The sequence below is a fragment of the Octadecabacter sp. R77987 genome (assembly GCF_042466115.1).
In the GTDB taxonomy this organism is placed as follows: Bacteria; Pseudomonadota; Alphaproteobacteria; order Rhodobacterales; family Rhodobacteraceae; genus SW4.
In genome coordinates this window covers 2356055-2370439 of record NZ_JAXHBQ010000001.1, presented here as the reverse complement: position 1 = coordinate 2370439, position 14385 = coordinate 2356055, and the positions used below count along the sequence as shown (strand labels likewise).

Annotated in this window: 12 protein-coding genes and 1 riboswitch; of the genes, 9 read left to right on the top strand and 3 right to left on the bottom strand. The window is 60.4% G+C overall.

Going from position 1 to position 14385, the window contains the following annotated elements:
* Positions 1 to 58 precede the first annotated feature (58 nt).
* A riboswitch (cobalamin riboswitch) is annotated at positions 59 to 280 on the top strand.
* Positions 281 to 383: 103 nt separating this feature from the next.
* The 3 genes from SJY21_RS11945 (at position 384) to SJY21_RS11935 (ending at position 2628) form a co-directional block, all read left to right on the top strand.
* Positions 384 to 1031, top strand: coding sequence for a HupE/UreJ family protein (locus SJY21_RS11945; protein WP_377510848.1), 648 nt, complete (start codon positions 384 to 386; stop codon positions 1029 to 1031).
* 80 nt (positions 1032 to 1111) lie between these two features.
* Positions 1112 to 2182 carry a cobalamin biosynthesis protein CobW gene (gene cobW, locus SJY21_RS11940; RefSeq protein WP_377510845.1) on the top strand — a complete coding sequence of 357 codons (1071 nt, stop codon included), beginning with the start codon at positions 1112 to 1114 and terminating at the stop codon, positions 2180 to 2182.
* Positions 2179 to 2628, top strand: coding sequence for a GNAT family N-acetyltransferase (locus SJY21_RS11935; protein WP_377510842.1), 450 nt, complete (start codon positions 2179 to 2181; stop codon positions 2626 to 2628). The genes cobW and SJY21_RS11935 overlap by 4 nt, the downstream gene beginning before the upstream one ends.
* Here the strand turns inward: SJY21_RS11935 and SJY21_RS11930 are convergent.
* Complete coding sequence (locus SJY21_RS11930; protein ID WP_377510839.1) at positions 2583 to 2801, bottom strand: hypothetical protein; 219 nt, start codon at positions 2799 to 2801, stop codon at positions 2583 to 2585. The genes SJY21_RS11935 and SJY21_RS11930 overlap by 46 nt on opposite strands.
* Before the next feature lie 71 nt (positions 2802 to 2872).
* Between SJY21_RS11930 and cobN the strand changes: the two genes are divergently transcribed.
* Positions 2873 to 6562, top strand: a complete 3690-nt coding sequence (gene cobN, locus SJY21_RS11925; protein ID WP_377510835.1) for a cobaltochelatase subunit CobN — start codon at positions 2873 to 2875, stop codon at positions 6560 to 6562.
* A gap of 140 nt (positions 6563 to 6702) precedes the next feature.
* Here the strand turns inward: cobN and SJY21_RS11920 are convergent, their stop codons facing one another.
* Positions 6703 to 7251, bottom strand: a complete 549-nt coding sequence (locus SJY21_RS11920; protein ID WP_377510832.1) for a tellurite resistance TerB family protein — start codon at positions 7249 to 7251, stop codon at positions 6703 to 6705.
* Between the two features lie 254 nt (positions 7252 to 7505).
* Here SJY21_RS11920 and SJY21_RS11915 point away from each other — a divergent pair, with 254 nt between their 5' ends.
* Entirely contained in the window at positions 7506 to 8714 is a 1209-nt protein-coding gene (locus SJY21_RS11915; RefSeq protein ID WP_377510829.1) for a hypothetical protein, read from the top strand.
* 48 nt (positions 8715 to 8762) lie between these two features.
* On the opposite strand, the gene SJY21_RS11910 is transcribed toward SJY21_RS11915, so the two are convergent.
* Positions 8763 to 9932: an endonuclease/exonuclease/phosphatase family protein gene (locus SJY21_RS11910; protein ID WP_377510826.1), complete on the bottom strand. Its 1170-nt coding sequence runs from the start codon at positions 9930 to 9932 to the stop codon at positions 8763 to 8765.
* A gap of 119 nt (positions 9933 to 10051) precedes the next feature.
* Here SJY21_RS11910 and cobO point away from each other — a divergent pair, with 119 nt between their 5' ends.
* The 4 genes from cobO (at position 10052) to SJY21_RS11890 (ending at position 14377) form a co-directional block, all read left to right on the top strand.
* On the top strand, positions 10052 to 10660 hold the full coding sequence (gene cobO, locus SJY21_RS11905; protein ID WP_377510823.1) for a cob(I)yrinic acid a,c-diamide adenosyltransferase: 609 nt from the start codon (positions 10052 to 10054) through the stop codon (positions 10658 to 10660).
* A 268-nt stretch (positions 10661 to 10928) separates the two neighbouring features.
* On the top strand, positions 10929 to 11915 hold the full coding sequence (locus SJY21_RS11900; protein WP_377510820.1) for a TAXI family TRAP transporter solute-binding subunit: 987 nt from the start codon (positions 10929 to 10931) through the stop codon (positions 11913 to 11915).
* 23 nt (positions 11916 to 11938) lie between these two features.
* Positions 11939 to 12376: a DUF1850 domain-containing protein gene (locus tag SJY21_RS11895; RefSeq protein ID WP_377510817.1), complete on the top strand. Its 438-nt coding sequence runs from the start codon at positions 11939 to 11941 to the stop codon at positions 12374 to 12376.
* Positions 12377 to 14377 carry a TRAP transporter permease gene (locus SJY21_RS11890; RefSeq protein ID WP_377510814.1) on the top strand — a complete coding sequence of 667 codons (2001 nt, stop codon included), beginning with the start codon at positions 12377 to 12379 and terminating at the stop codon, positions 14375 to 14377.
* Positions 14378 to 14385: the final 8 nt, after the last annotated feature.

The following is a 14385-nucleotide window of genomic DNA, read 5'->3' as shown; positions in this document are numbered from 1 at the left end:
AAGCCGCGCGGTCACTCTCAAACGTCGCAATCCGCCTTGACGCGCCCTGCCCATGCAGCGCACAAACGGTAGGCATGGTTCCCCGTCAAAGATGCAAAGCGTCAGGGGATCAAAAGGGAATGTGGTGCGGACCGATCCGAACCGGAGGTTCAAATCCACAGCCGCCCCCGCGACTGTCAGCGGAGAGTGCGGTGTCATCAGCGCCACTGGGAAACCGGGAAGGCCGACACCAAACTTTGACCCGCAAGCCAGGAGACCTGCCATGCACGGACGCGCAAATCGCGTTCGGCCACGCATACGGACGGGGTGTTCCGTGAGGGTTTGCCAAATAAGGCCCCTTTACGAAGACCCCCCTTCAAGAAACGAAACCGAAGGGGACTGACATGAAGAAACTACTGACAATCGCCGCCGCGACGCTTGCCGCGACACCTGCACTTGCCCACCACCCGCTGAATGGCGCACCGATGGAAACATTCGCCCATGGCGCGCTGTCGGGTATCGGCCACCCGATCCTTGGCTTTGATCACCTGTTCTTTGTCGCGATCATGGGCGTTGCTGCCCTGTTCACCGCGCGCCGCTACATGGCGCCGCTCGCCTATGTCGCGGCCATGCTGGTTGGTTGCGGCTTGATGTATGCCGGTATCGCCATGCCGATGAAGGAAACCGTGATCGTTCTGTCCCTTCTGGTGCTTGGCGGCGTTGTCCTGTCGGGCAAGGGCCTGTCCATGACCACCGCGCTGGTCCTTTTCGCTGGCTTTGGCCTGTTCCATGGCTCGGCCTTTGGTGACAGTATCGCAGGTCAGGAAGGCGGCATTGGTGGCGCTGTGCTGGTCGGTTATCTGATCGGCCTGGGCGTTGCGCAATACCTTGTGGCTATCGCTGCGGGTTGGGTCGCCGAAAAACTTCTTGGCGCGACCGAAGCCAGCGCGATCAACGCCCGACTTGTGGGCGCGATGGTTGCCGGTGTCGGCGTTTTCCTTGCCCTCGAAATTGCCGAAGGTCCGATCCTGCGCGTCCTCGTCGGCGCCTGATCCCAACTAAATATCGTGTATGGCGGCCCCCCTTTGGGGCCGTCATTCCGTTTAACATCATCTGAAAAGGGCCGGATCACATGGCTGCCAAGATTCCCGCAACTGTCGTCACAGGTTTTCTGGGCGCGGGCAAAACCACGCTTATCCGCCATATGCTTGATAACGCCAACGGCAAGCGTATCGCCTTGATCATCAACGAATTCGGTGATCTGGGCGTGGATGGTGACATTCTGAAGGGCTGCGGCGATGAAACCTGCAGCGATGATGACATCATGGAACTGTCCAACGGCTGCATTTGCTGCACGGTCGCCGATGAATTCATCCCGACCATGGAAAAACTGCTGGCGCGCGAAACGCCCCCCGATCACATCGTCATTGAAACCAGCGGGCTGGCCCTGCCGCAACCGCTTGTGCGCGCCTTCAACTGGCCCGGCATTTCAACCAAGGTGACGGTGGATGGCGTGGTGACGGTTGTTGATGGCAAGGCTGTCACCGATGGCCGCTTTGCCCATGACGTGGCCGCCGTTGATGCCCAGCGCGCCCAAGACGACAATCTTGATCATGAAACGCCCCTTTCCGAGTTGTTCGAGGATCAGATCGCCTGCGCCGATATGATCGTCGTCAACAAATCCGATCTGCTGGATGCGGCGCAGGTCGATCATCTGCTTGCCGTTCTCAAGGCCGATGCCCGCAAGGGCGTGCAGGTGGTCAAGGCAACCATGGGTGCCTTGCCTGTCAGCGTGTTGCTGGGTCAGGGTGTGGGTGCCGAGAATGATCTTGAGGCCCGCCACGAGGTGCATCACCACCATCACCATGATGATGAAGATGATCACCACGACGATCATGATCACGAACATGAACACGGCCACGACGAATTCCAGAGTTTCGTCGTCACGCGCAGTGAAGTGGGTGATGCAACAGCCTTTGCCCAGCAGGTCGCCGATGTGATCCGCAAGCACGATATCCTGCGTCTCAAGGGGTTCGCTGCTGTCACGGGCAAGCCCATGCGCCTGACCTTGCAAGCCGTTGGCCCGCGTGTGGATACCTATTTCGACCAGCCCTTCGCGGATGGAAACCGCCAGTCCCGCCTTGTCGTCATCGGCATGGCTGGCCTTGACCAAGCGGCGATCGAGGCCGCCTTGCAAGCATGATCATCGTCACGCGCGACGACCCGCGTGATCCGCAGGCCACGGCGTTGCTGGGTCAAAGCCATGCGATGATGCAAAGCCTCTACACTACTGACGAATGTCATTTCCTGCCGATTGATGCGCTGTGTGGTCCCGGAATTGCGTTCTTTTCGGCGCGGCGTGGCGATATCAAGCTCGGGTGCGGGGCGCTTGCTGCGCGCGACGGCTACGGCGAGGTCAAGTCGATGTTTGTCGATCCGGCCTCGCGCGGGCAAGGCATTGCAGATGCGATCCTGCGTGCCTTGGAGGACGAGGCGCGCGGGCTTGAACTGCCTTATCTGCGGCTTGAAACGGGCCACGTGTTGCACGCAGCCCATCGGCTTTATCAGCGCCACGGTTTTGCGTTTTGCGACCCGTTTGGCGATTACACCGCCAACCCCGCCAGCCTGTTCATGGAGAAGGCGTTGTGAGCGGGTTGGTCCTTTTTCGCCTTCTCGGCGTTTGCCTTCATCCGCGCCAACAGGTCGGCCTTGCTGGGCCGCTTGCTGAACGGGGTTTTGTCGGTGCCATAGGCGTTATGTTCGGCGTGGCGCGGGCTGCCCTTTGGCCCCTTCGGGACGCCGGATTTCTTGTAGTCAACCATGACGGGTCTTTCCTGACTGTTCGCCTGTCCCATGATGCAATTCCCGCGCCCTCGCAAGATGGATTCGCCTGATGCATCTGCTGGCCGCCACGCCCGGATCAATCGACGACGGCAAGGAACCTGTCGATCTGGGCCAGACCCCTGCCGATGTGGTGGTGATTTCCGCCGCTGATACGGAACTGGCCGCGCTTTCGGCTGCGCGTGGTGAAATGGCCATGCCACCAACCCTGCGATTGGCCAGCATGATGCATCTGATGCACCCGATGTCGGTTGATCTGCATCTGGATGCCTGCGCCACGAAATCGCGGCTGGTGATTGCGCGGGTCTTGGGTGGTGCGGGGTATTGGAAATTCGGGCTTGAGCAATACGCCGCCCGTCTGCACGATGCTGGTGTGCCATTTGCAGCCCTGCCTGGTGATGACAAACCCGACCCCGAATTGCGCAGCCTGTCGACGGTGGCCGAGGAAGATTACGACGCACTTTGGGCCTATCTGGTCGAGGGCGGGCCACAGAACGCCGTGCATTTTCTGGGTTATGCGCAGGCGATGCTGGAGGGCGGCGAAAAGCCCGCCGCCGCCAGCCCCCTGCTGCGTGCGGGTGTCTATTGGCCCGGCGCGGGTCTGGCTGATCTGGGCACGGCGCAGGCAGAATGGACCGATAGCGCGCCGGTGGTTCCGATCATATTTTATCGTGCGCTTGTGCAGGGCGCGGGGTTGAACCCGATCAACCGGCTGGTGAAATCGCTGCTGCGCGCAGGGCTGAACCCGCTGCCGATCTTCGTCGCTTCGCTGAAAGACCCCGTCAGCAAGGCAACGCTGGACGGGTTGTTTACGGCCGCGCCGCCCGATGTGATTCTGAATTGCACCTCGTTTGCCGTGGGCAGCCCGCACGCAGGCGATGCGCCCACCGACAACCCGCTGGCCGCGCCGTCGGCCAACACCGCGCCGGTTCTTCAAGTCGTGCTAGCGGCCTCATCGCGTGAAGCGTGGCATGAAGGGTTGACCGGCCTGTCGGCCCGCGACATCGCCATGAACGTGGCCCTGCCCGAAGTGGACGGGCGCATTTTGTCGCGCGCGGTCAGTTTCAAGGGCGAAGCCTATTTCGACGACGCCACCGAATGCCCCATCGCCACCTATCAGGCCGATGGGAACCGAATTGCGTGGGTCACGGAACTGGCGGCAAACTGGGCGCGGCTGCGCGCCACGCCGGAACCTGACCGCAAGGTCGCGCTGGTATTGGCGAACTATCCCAACAAGGACGGGCGGCTGGCCAACGGCGTGGGGCTGGATACGCCTGCCGCAACGGTTCATGCGCTGGGGCTGTTGGCCGGTGCGGGCTACCGCGTGCATGAACCGCCCGCTGACAGTGACGCCCTGATGGCGCAGATCATGGCGGGGCCGACGAACTGGCTGACGGATCGCGCGGTGCGCACCGGCGGCGTGCAGATGTCGATGGCAGATTACCAGATCGCCTATGGGCAGTTGCCATGGGCCGTGCGCGAACAGATCGAGGACCGTTGGGGCAAGCCCGAGGCCGACCCGTTTTATACCCCCGGTTCGGTGGATTGCGGACATTTTTCCCTGTCGATCCATACCTTTGGCAATGTCGTGGTCGGGCTGCAACCGGCGCGCGGCTATAACATTGACCCAACCGATACCTATCATTCGCCCGACCTTGTGCCGCCGCATAATTACCTTGCCTTCTATTTCTGGCTGCGCAACCAGTTCCGCGCCGATGGAATCGTGCACATGGGCAAGCACGGCAATCTGGAATGGCTGCCTGGCAAGGCGATTGCCCTATCCGAAACCTGCTGGCCCGAGGTCGTGCTGGGCCCGACGCCGCATATCTATCCGTTTATCGTCAATGATCCGGGTGAAGGCACGCAGGCGAAACGGCGCGGTGCGGCGGTGATTGTTGATCACCTGACCCCGCCCCTGACCCGTGCCGAAAGCTATGGGCCGCTGCGCGATCTGGAAGCCTTGGTCGACGAATACTACGAGGCGGCGGGCGTTGATCCGCGCCGGATCGACCACCTGCGCCGCGAAATCCTGTCGCTGTCCGAGGTGACGGGGCTGGCGGCAGATACGGGCATGACGGGTGATGCGGATGGCGATCTGGCCAAACTCGATGCCTATCTGTGCGAGTTGAAAGAGGCGCAGATCAGGGATGGGTTGCATATTTTCGGACAATCCCCTGATGGCACGTTGGAACGTGATCTGGCGATTGCCTTGGCGCGTGTGCCGCGCGGGGATGGCAAGGGCGGCAATGCGTCGCTGTTGCGCGCCTTGGCGGCTGATCTGGACCTTGGGATTGATCCGCTGGATTGCGATATGGCCGCACCTGCGGTGGTGAAACCTGCCGTCTTGCAAGACCTGACAGGCGACACATGGCGCAGCAATGGCGATACGGTTGAGCGGCTCGAACTGCTCTCGCAAAACCTGTTGGAGGACAGCAGGTGGGGCGGCGATGCGACACAGGCCGTGTTGGACGAAATCACCGACACGATCCTGCCCGCTGTGCGCGCCTGTGGCCCGTCCGAGGGCGCGGCGCTGCTGACCGCCCTGTCGGGCCGCGCGATCCCCCCTGGGCCGTCCGGTGCGCCTACGCGTGGGCGCCTTGACGTGCTGCCTACAGGGCGCAATTTCTTTAGCGTGGACAGCCGTGCCGTGCCGACCCCGACTGCTTGGGCGCTGGGCTGGAAATCGGCGAACCTTTTGATCGAAAAGCACCTGCAAGATCACGGCGATTGGCCGCGCACCATGTTGATCACCGCATGGGGCACGGCGAATATGCGCACCGGCGGCGATGACATCGCGCAGGCGCTGGCGCTGATGGGTGTGAAGCCGAAGTGGGACAGTGCGAACCGCCGTGTGACGGGGTTCGAGGTGTTGCCGCAGGGCGTGCTGGGCCGCCCGCGCGTGGATGTGACCCTGCGCATTTCCGGGTTCTTCCGCGATGCGTTCCCGCAGTTGATCGCGCTTGTGGATAGTGCGGCGCGTGCTGTGCAGGATCTGGATGAACCCGCCGATCTGAACCCTGCCGCGGCGCGCGCGCAGGCGGGCGAGGATGGCGCGCGGGTTTTCGGGTCAAAACCCGGTGCCTATGGTGCGGGCCTACAGGCGATGATTGATGAACGGCTTTGGGCGGATAAGGCCGATCTGGCCGAAGCCTACCTTGAATGGGGCGGGTATGCTTACGGCGCAGGGGCCGAAGGGCAGCGCAATCGCGCCGCGTTCGAGGCCCGCCTTAGCCAAACCGAAGCGATTGTGCAAAATCAGGACAACCGCGAGCACGATGTTCTGGATAGCGACGATTACTATCAGTTCGAAGGCGGGGCGGCAGCGGCGATCAGCACCTTGCAGGGCCAAGACCGACCGATTTATCACAACGACCATTCCCGCCCTGAACGCCCTGTCATCCGCACGCTGGATGACGAGATTGGCCGCGTTGTGCGATCCCGTGTGGTGAACCCGAAATGGATCGCGGGTGTGAAACGCCATGGCTACAAGGGTGCGTTCGAAATGGCGGCGACGGTGGATTATCTTTTTGCCTTTGCCGCGACAACGGGCGCTGTGCGCAACCATCACTTTGATCTGGTCGAAGAGGCGTTTCTGGGCGATGACGCCACGCGCGATTTCATCGCCGAACACAATGCCCCCGCATTGGCGGAAATGGCCCAGCGTTTTCAGGAAGCGATTGACCGCGGCCTTTGGACACCACGCAGCAATTCGGCGCGTGCACGCATTGCGGGGCTGCTTTAGAAACCGGCGGCAACCGCTGCAACTCCGACATAAGTGATCAACAAAACCAGTGACAAAATGCGCATGTGGACGCCCCTTTTTTTACCGGGAATGCACCATTGCCCCCTGTGGCGCATGGGGAAATTTCGCAAAGTTGCGTCCTAGGCCGCGCGGCCTGACATGATCGCGATGCCCTCTTCGGCGAAAACTCCGTTGGCATAGGCCTGTGGAAATTCCAATGCACGGGCCACGGCGTGCAGTTCGGCAACTTCACTGTCGTCCACCGATCCGTCTGCCTTGGCCACGGCAATCGCGGCGCGCAGCACCAGTTCGCGGCCTGTGTCGTTCAAACCCGGCGCCACGTCTCGCAGGTATGTGGCCACGGTGCGGGTGTCATCGCGGGCGGCCTCCAGTTCGGCGGCGATATCGGCGGGATCAATCTCGCGCTTTGTGATATTGGCAAAGGCCTGCGCAATTTGCCGGACTTCGCCTTCGTCGATTTCACCGTCTGCGAGGGCCAGTTTGAACATCACGCGTTTGGCGGCGATGGCAAACTCGGCCTCGAATTTTTCCGCGTCCGATTTCGGGTCAAACTGCAGGACGCGTTCGTTGTAGGTGCCCTTGCAGGTTTGGCATTCCACGTATTGGCCAAGGTCACCCGTTGGAAACAGCGGGATCCAGTAAAGCGTGAACCAGCGTTTGACGCCCATCAATTTGTATCCGTGGTAACCGCCACATTCAGGGCAATAGAATTCGCCCCCCGACAGTTCCTTGCTGCGACCCCGAAAACCCCAAACGATGAAAAACAAACGCACTCTCCCTGAATTGACTTGGGGCATGTAACGGGATCGCACGGGCGATGCCAAGTCAGGGGTTAGGTTTTATACATTTCGTTATTGACATATAATGTATTTGGAATGTATCTATGCCAAAAAACCGATTCACGTCTTGAAAGGAGCCTTCCATGACACCCGCACGGCCCGCTGATAATTACTCGCCGCTTTACTTCCTTGCCTCGCTTGGCGCGGGCGGCCTGGTTGTAACCTTTTTCATGTATCTGATGTTCTGGGTGCCGCATGTTGGCCGCCCCGTGCCGATCTTTGAGGACATCATGGCCGCCTTCAACGCCGGCGCATTGCCGATGAAGGCAGGAATTGCCGTGGCGCTGGTGGGCATTGTCTATTTCGCCTACCTCAACATCAAGATGCTGGTGTGGAACCTTGGCAAGCTGTCCGCATTCGCCAAGACCGAAGGCTATGCCAAGCTGCGCACGACCAATGCCGAAACCCAACTGCTGGCCATGCCATTGGCCATGGCGATGACGGTGAACGGGCTGTTCATCATCGGACTGGTCTTTGTTCCGGGCCTTTGGAATATCGTTGAATACCTGTTTCCCGCTGCGATGGTCGCGTTCCTGCTGATAGGTCTTCTGGCCCTGCGCCAGATCGGGCACTTTCTGGCCCGCGTGCTGTCCGAGGGCGGCGTTTTCGATGTAACCGCGCACAATTCCTTTGCCCAGCTTCTACCTGCCTTTGCCCTGTCGATGGTGGCCGTCGGTCTGTCCGCACCTGCGGCGATGAGCACGGTTCCGGTGGTCGTGGGCACCAGTCTGGTGATCTCGACATTCTTTGGCACGATCGCTGCGGTTTATGCCGTGATCGCCGCCTTTACCGCGTTCAATTCCATGCTGCATTATGGCACCGCCAAGGAAAGCGGGCCAACCTTGATGGTTGTCGTGCCGATCCTGACCGTGCTGGGCATCATGCTGCTGCGCCAGAACCACGGGCTGCACACCACATTCGAAGTGCATGGCGCGGCGGCTGAAACCCTGATGCTGCTGTCCAAGATCCTGACCGTTCAGGTGCTGTTCGGCCTGCTGGGGATGATCGTGCTACGCCGTCAGGAATACGCCAAGGCATTCCTGACAGGCGAAGGCAATTCGGCAGGGTCTTACGCCCTTGTCTGCCCCGGCGTGGCGCTGTCGGTCATGACACAGTTCTGGATCAACAAGGGGCTGGTCGCCGCCGGATTGGTCGCCAAGTTCGGCGTGGCCTACTGGGCGCTGACGGCAGTGGCCTTGGGCCTGCAAATCGGCACCGTCTTTCTGGTCCTTTACCTGAACCGCCGCCATTTTGGTGCGGTGCGCAAATCCCACGCAGTTCCCGCCGAGTAGATCCATCGGTCACGCGTGAGACAGGGCGGCCCCTTGGGGTCGCCCTTTTTATGTCACGGCGATTTCGGCGCGATTGCGGGCCAGAAACGCATCGGAATCATCCACGTTCAGTTCGACCCAGATCGGGAGGTGATCGGACACCTGCCGTTTGCGATAGGTATCGCGGAAATAGCGCCACGCGGCGGCGTCATCATTCATCATCTTGTCCTTGTCGGTCGGTTTGTCGCGTTTGTCGCGCAGGGCCGTGCGGTAGGTTTGCCAATCGCCGTCGCGATAGACGTAATCAAGGAAATTCACCACGCCGCCCTGTTCCAGCCCGTCACGCACAGCGATGTCAAAATACTCCTCGCCGTTGAAAAACATCCGGTCATAGGTTTCGCCATCGGCCGGATCGACGGTGATATTGGTGGTCTTGCCGACCAACCCGCCGCTTTCCCAGAAGCCCGCGGCGTGGATCAGATCAAGGGTGGCTTCGTCATGGCGGCGATAGAAATTCATATCACCCACAAGGATCAGGTTTTTCGACCAAAGCTGTTCGCGCCTAGCGGCCAACACTGACAGCAGCAGGCGTATTTCCTCTTGTCGCACCTGGGCATCGGATGGAACGGGCGGGGCGGCGCTGTCATCCGCACCATCCTTGCCCGGATGCAGGTGCAGGTTGACCAGTGCAAAGTGTTTCCACGCGGTCACAAAGCCCGTCATGTAGGGCGGACGTTTCAGGCTACGCATCAGGCCGGGCCAGTCGCCACCATAATCCTGCCAAAGCGACAATTCACCCGCCACGCCGGACAGTTTCACCCGATTGGTGTTGAACACATAGGCCGAGCGTTCGTCGTTGCCCGCATCCCCGCCCGTCGGGTCGTTGACCATATAAGACCAGTGCGGCCCCAGTATCCGCATCAGTTTGTCCAGATCGGTCAGGTTCGGTTTCAACTCCTGCACCGCGATCAGATCGAACGTGCCAAGGATATCGGCCACGTAATACAGACCCTCGCCATCACGGTAGTCACCGCCGCCCAGTGCCACGATATTCCAGCTTGCGACCAGCAGATTGCCTTCGGTCCGACGCGGCGGAACGGTCTGGGCAAGCCCCGCCTTGAGGCGTCGCAGCCCGTCGATACAGCGCAACTGCTCGGCCTGGGTCATGTCAGGAAAAACGCGAACGAAGTCACGAGTCGCAAAATCGGCCTCTGGGCGCAGGTCATTGTAAAACGGCATGGGTGTCCCTCCTGCGGTTGACCATTGCACAGTGGTGCTTGTGACAAAGTCGCGCGATCCGGACTTGCACAGGTCCGCGCCCTGCCCCACAGTCGGTCTTTGACAACAGGGGGCTGACCATGACCGACGACACCGACCGCCACGCGATGAAGATGGCCAAGAAGAAGGCCGCGCGCGACAAGATCATGGCGACCAAGACCGACAAGAAGGGCTTGATCATCGTCCACACGGGCAAGGGCAAAGGCAAATCCAGCGCCGCCTTCGGGATGATTTTTCGCCACATCGCCCACGGGATGCAATGCGCCGTTGTCCAGTTCATCAAGGGCGGGATGTCGACGGGCGAACGCGATCTGATCCTGTCGAAGTTCGCGGACGACTGCGCGTTTCACACCATGGGCGAAGGGTTCACATGGGAAACACAGGACAAGACCCGCGACACGGAAATGGCCATGGCCGCATGGGAAAAGGCCAAGGAACTGATCCGCGATCCGGCCAATTCCATGGTCCTGCTGGACGAAATCAACATCGCGATCCGCTATGACTATGTGCCGATTGCCGAAGTCGTGAAATTCCTGTCCGAAGAAAAGCCCGAAATGACCCACGTGGTCCTGACCGGGCGCAATGCCCACGATGATCTGATCGAAATCGCCGATTTGGTCACGGAAATGGAACTGATCAAACACCCGTTCCGGTCGGGTATCAAGGCGCAGATTGGCGTGGAATACTGACAGCCCTGCTTTGCGCATTTGGAATGGCACAGTGAAATCCCGCAGCAGGGCATCGTTTGCGACATAAACAGCAGCCCAGGTCGCGCAAACGGGAACAAAACAGCTGCGAAAGCAATATCCTGCGCCCGAGATGGCGAAATCTTGCGACGAAGTTGCATCCTTTCATCTAAAAACAGTCCATTTTTTGTTCGCAAATCGCTAGGATTCAGCAGGTTCCGGGAGGAGACGCGGAACACGATGGGCGCTTTGCCCGATTTGGGAGGAAAACATGACTATTCACGCATTTCGCGGGCCGTTGGGCCTGCTTGGAACGGCTGCGCTGTTCGCGATGAGCCTTGGCGCACCTGCCATGGCGCAAGATCAGCTTTCGATCGCCACAGGCGGCACAGGCGGCACTTACTACCCGGTTGGCGGTGGTTTGGCGGAAATCGTCAACAACCACATCGAAGGATATTCCGCGACCGCCGAAGTTACCGGCGCGTCTGTTGAAAACATGGGGCTGATCGCGACCGGCGACGCCGACCTTGCCATCGCATTGGCCGACACCGTTGCACAGGCTTACACCGGCACCGGCAAATTCGAAGGGCAGCAGTTGGAAATGGTGCGCGGGCTTGCTTCGCTTTACGCCAATATGGTGCATGTGGTGGCGCTTGAAAGCAGCGGCATCACTTCGCTAGAGGACCTGCGCGGCAAGCGCGTGTCCGTCGGCGCGCCGGGGTCCGGCACCGAGGTCAATGCCGCCGCCATTCTTGGGGCCAACGGCATCACCTATGACGACATTGACGAACAGCGCCTGAACTTTAACGAAACAGCGGATGCGCTGGCCAATGGTGATATCGACGCGGGCTTCTGGTCAGTCGGGGCACCGACATCGTCGATCCTGAACCTTGCCACGACGCAAGACATCGTCATCATCGCGCTGTCGCAGGCCGAACTTGACGCTGCCATTGCCGCAGACGCGACGTTTGCCACCACGACATTGCCCGGTGACAGCTATACCGGCGTGACTGACGACATCGCAGTGCTGGGTATCCCCAACGTCCTGACCGTGTCGTCCGAAATGTCCGACGATCTGGCATACGCCTTGACCAAAGCACTGTTCGAGAACATCGCAGAGCTTCAGGCGATCCACCCCGCCGCGAATGAAACCACGATCGCGTTCACGATGGGTGCCACACCGATCCCACTGCACCCCGGTGCTTTGCGCTATTACGACGAAGTTGGCGCCGAGGTGCCCGACGACCTGCGCGAATGATGCAGGCATTAAGGGGGGGGCTTGTGGCCCTCCTCGTTACTCCGGTCCCTGCGTCCGGTGAAACGCTGATCGCCACCCGCCTTGATGACGGAACCGAACTTGCGCGTTTTTCCGTTCCGGCGGGCACAGGATGGTGTGTTTTATGGCATCATTCGGTCAAGGGGTTCGAAGTCTCTGACTGCTATGAAAACCGCGAAGGGCGCATGGTTCTGGTGCGCTCGCACCTGCCCGATTTCGCGGCTGGACTGGGCCACATCCCCGGACGCGGCGAACAGGTGTCGGACGGCGCGGGCGGGTATTTCATTCTGGACATGGACGAACCCGTGCCCGGCGACGCCTACATCCTGCGCCCTGGACTTGGCCCTGTCGACCATCGCTTGCAGGTCGGCGAACACATTGTGTCGCTTTCTGCGGTCGCCGCGCGCGCGCGTGTGCGCATCGCGCTCATTGGAAACGAATAGATGACTGACATGACCACACCTGAACGCACGCAACCCTTGCCTGTCCTGCGGGTCATCACGATCATCGGCATCGCGTTGTCGCTGTTCCAGCTTTATGCGGCGGGCGTGCAGCCTTTGGGCTTGTTCTTTCAGCGCCCGATCCACCTTGGCTTCGTGTTGGTTCTGTGCTTTCTGATCTATCCTGTGTTTGGCCGTGACAAGGCCCGCGGTGCGCTTGGGTGGGCCATCGACGGCGGTCTGATTGCGGCCAGTATCCTTGCCGGTGCATGGGTGCCCAGCAACATCGACATCATCGCAAATCAAGTATTCCCCCGCGACATTGATGTCTGGGTCGGCATTGTCACGATCATCATCGTGCTTGAGGCGGCGCGCCGTGCGGTCGGGCTTGGCATGACCCTGATCGGCGCGTTTTTCATTGCATATGCCTTCGCTGGCAGTCGCGGCGAACTGCCGTTTCTGGCCGACTGGATGCCCGGTATCCTGAACCATCGCGGCTATTCGCTTGAACGTGTGGCCAGCCAGATGACCCTTGGTGCCGAAGGTATTTTCGGCATCCCCTTGGGCGTGGCAGCGACATTCGTGTTTATCTTTGTTCTGTTCGGCGCCTTTCTGGAAGTCACCGGCGCAGGAAAGTTTTTCATCGATCTGGCCTATGCCGCCGCGGGCAAGCAACGTGGCGGCCCAGCCAAGGCTGCGGTGATTGCCAGCGCGGGCATGGGATCAATCTCTGGGTCGGCCATTGCGAATGTGGTCACGACCGGGGCATTCACCATCCCGCTAATGAAAAAGCTGGGCTATCGCCCGGCGCAGGCCGGCGGGATCGAGGCGGCGGCGTCGACAGGCGGGCAGATCATGCCGCCGTTGATGGGTGCAGGCGCATTCCTGATGAGCGAATTCACGCGCGTGCCTTACGTCGATATCGTGCTTGTTTCGATCTTTCCCGCCATCCTGTATTTCGGCACGGTTTACCTGCTGGTCCATATCGCGGCGGTCAAACAGGGCATGAAAGGTCTAAGTGCTACCGAGTTGCCAAGGCTTCGTGCGGTGATGGCAGAGGGCTGGCATTTCTTGTTGCCATTGGTGGCGCTGGTGGCGTTGCTGGTCGCGGGCTATTCGCCCATGCGGGTCGGCTTTTACGCAATCCTGTCGATCCTCGCAGCGGCGGCGGCGCGCGCGCTTTGGTCGTTTGTGGCGGCGGGTCCGACCTTTGCCGGTTTCATCGCTCTGTGCCAGCGTGGCTTTGCGATCACGCTCAATGCCCTTGAACTGGGTGCGCGCAATGCGGTTGCCGTTTCGGTGGCCTGCGCTGTTGCGGGCATCATCGTGGGTGTCGTCGGCCTGACCGGTCTGGGGCTGAAGTTTTCGGCCATGATGATCGCTTTTTCGGGTGGTAACATCGTGCTGGCTCTGATCCTCGTGCTGCTTGCAAGCTTGATCCTTGGCATGGGCCTGCCAGTCACGGCGGCCTATATTGTTCTGATCATCCTCGTCGGTCCGGCGCTGACCGAGCAATTCGGCGTGCCGGTTTTAATCGCGCATCTGGTCGTGTTCTGGTATTCACAAGACAGCAATGTCACGCCGCCCGTTGCCCTTGCCGGGTTTGCCGGTGCGGCAATTGCAGGCAGTCGGCCCATGGAGACGAGCATTCAAGCATGGAAATACGCAAAGGGCCTGTATCTGATCCCGCTTTTCATGGTGTTCAACGAAGAAATCATCCTTGGTGGACCGCTGCCGATGGTGATCTGGAGCGGGGCGATTGCCATTCTGGGACTTGTTGCTTTCGCGGCCGCCCTCGAAGGGTATTTGTTCGGGCCGATGCGGGTCTGGATGCGGGTGCTTCTGGTGCCCGGTGTGATCGCGCTGTTCTGGCCGGATTTTACTGTCGAAGTTGTGGGCGCGGTCCTGATCGGGGTCTTGCTGGTCATGAATTGGGCGCGGACCCGCAAAGACAAGGCGCAAGTCGGCGGTTCGCCGAAAGGCCAAACCTTCGCGGAATTCTGATGCCATGG

Coding starts and splice junctions, on each gene's coding strand:
- SJY21_RS11945 (WP_377510848.1), top strand. CDS start 384: ATGAAGAAACTACTGACAATCGCCGCCGCGACGCTTGCCGCGACACCT.
- cobW (WP_377510845.1), top strand. CDS start 1,112: ATGGCTGCCAAGATTCCCGCAACTGTCGTCACAGGTTTTCTGGGCGCG.
- SJY21_RS11935 (WP_377510842.1), top strand. CDS start 2,179: ATGATCATCGTCACGCGCGACGACCCGCGTGATCCGCAGGCCACGGCG.
- SJY21_RS11930 (WP_377510839.1), bottom strand. CDS start 2,801: ATGGTTGACTACAAGAAATCCGGCGTCCCGAAGGGGCCAAAGGGCAGC.
- cobN (WP_377510835.1), top strand. CDS start 2,873: ATGCATCTGCTGGCCGCCACGCCCGGATCAATCGACGACGGCAAGGAA.
- SJY21_RS11920 (WP_377510832.1), bottom strand. CDS start 7,251: ATGGGCGTCAAACGCTGGTTCACGCTTTACTGGATCCCGCTGTTTCCA.
- SJY21_RS11915 (WP_377510829.1), top strand. CDS start 7,506: ATGACACCCGCACGGCCCGCTGATAATTACTCGCCGCTTTACTTCCTT.
- SJY21_RS11910 (WP_377510826.1), bottom strand. CDS start 9,932: ATGCCGTTTTACAATGACCTGCGCCCAGAGGCCGATTTTGCGACTCGT.
- cobO (WP_377510823.1), top strand. CDS start 10,052: ATGACCGACGACACCGACCGCCACGCGATGAAGATGGCCAAGAAGAAG.
- SJY21_RS11900 (WP_377510820.1), top strand. CDS start 10,929: ATGACTATTCACGCATTTCGCGGGCCGTTGGGCCTGCTTGGAACGGCT.
- SJY21_RS11890 (WP_377510814.1), top strand. CDS start 12,377: ATGACTGACATGACCACACCTGAACGCACGCAACCCTTGCCTGTCCTG.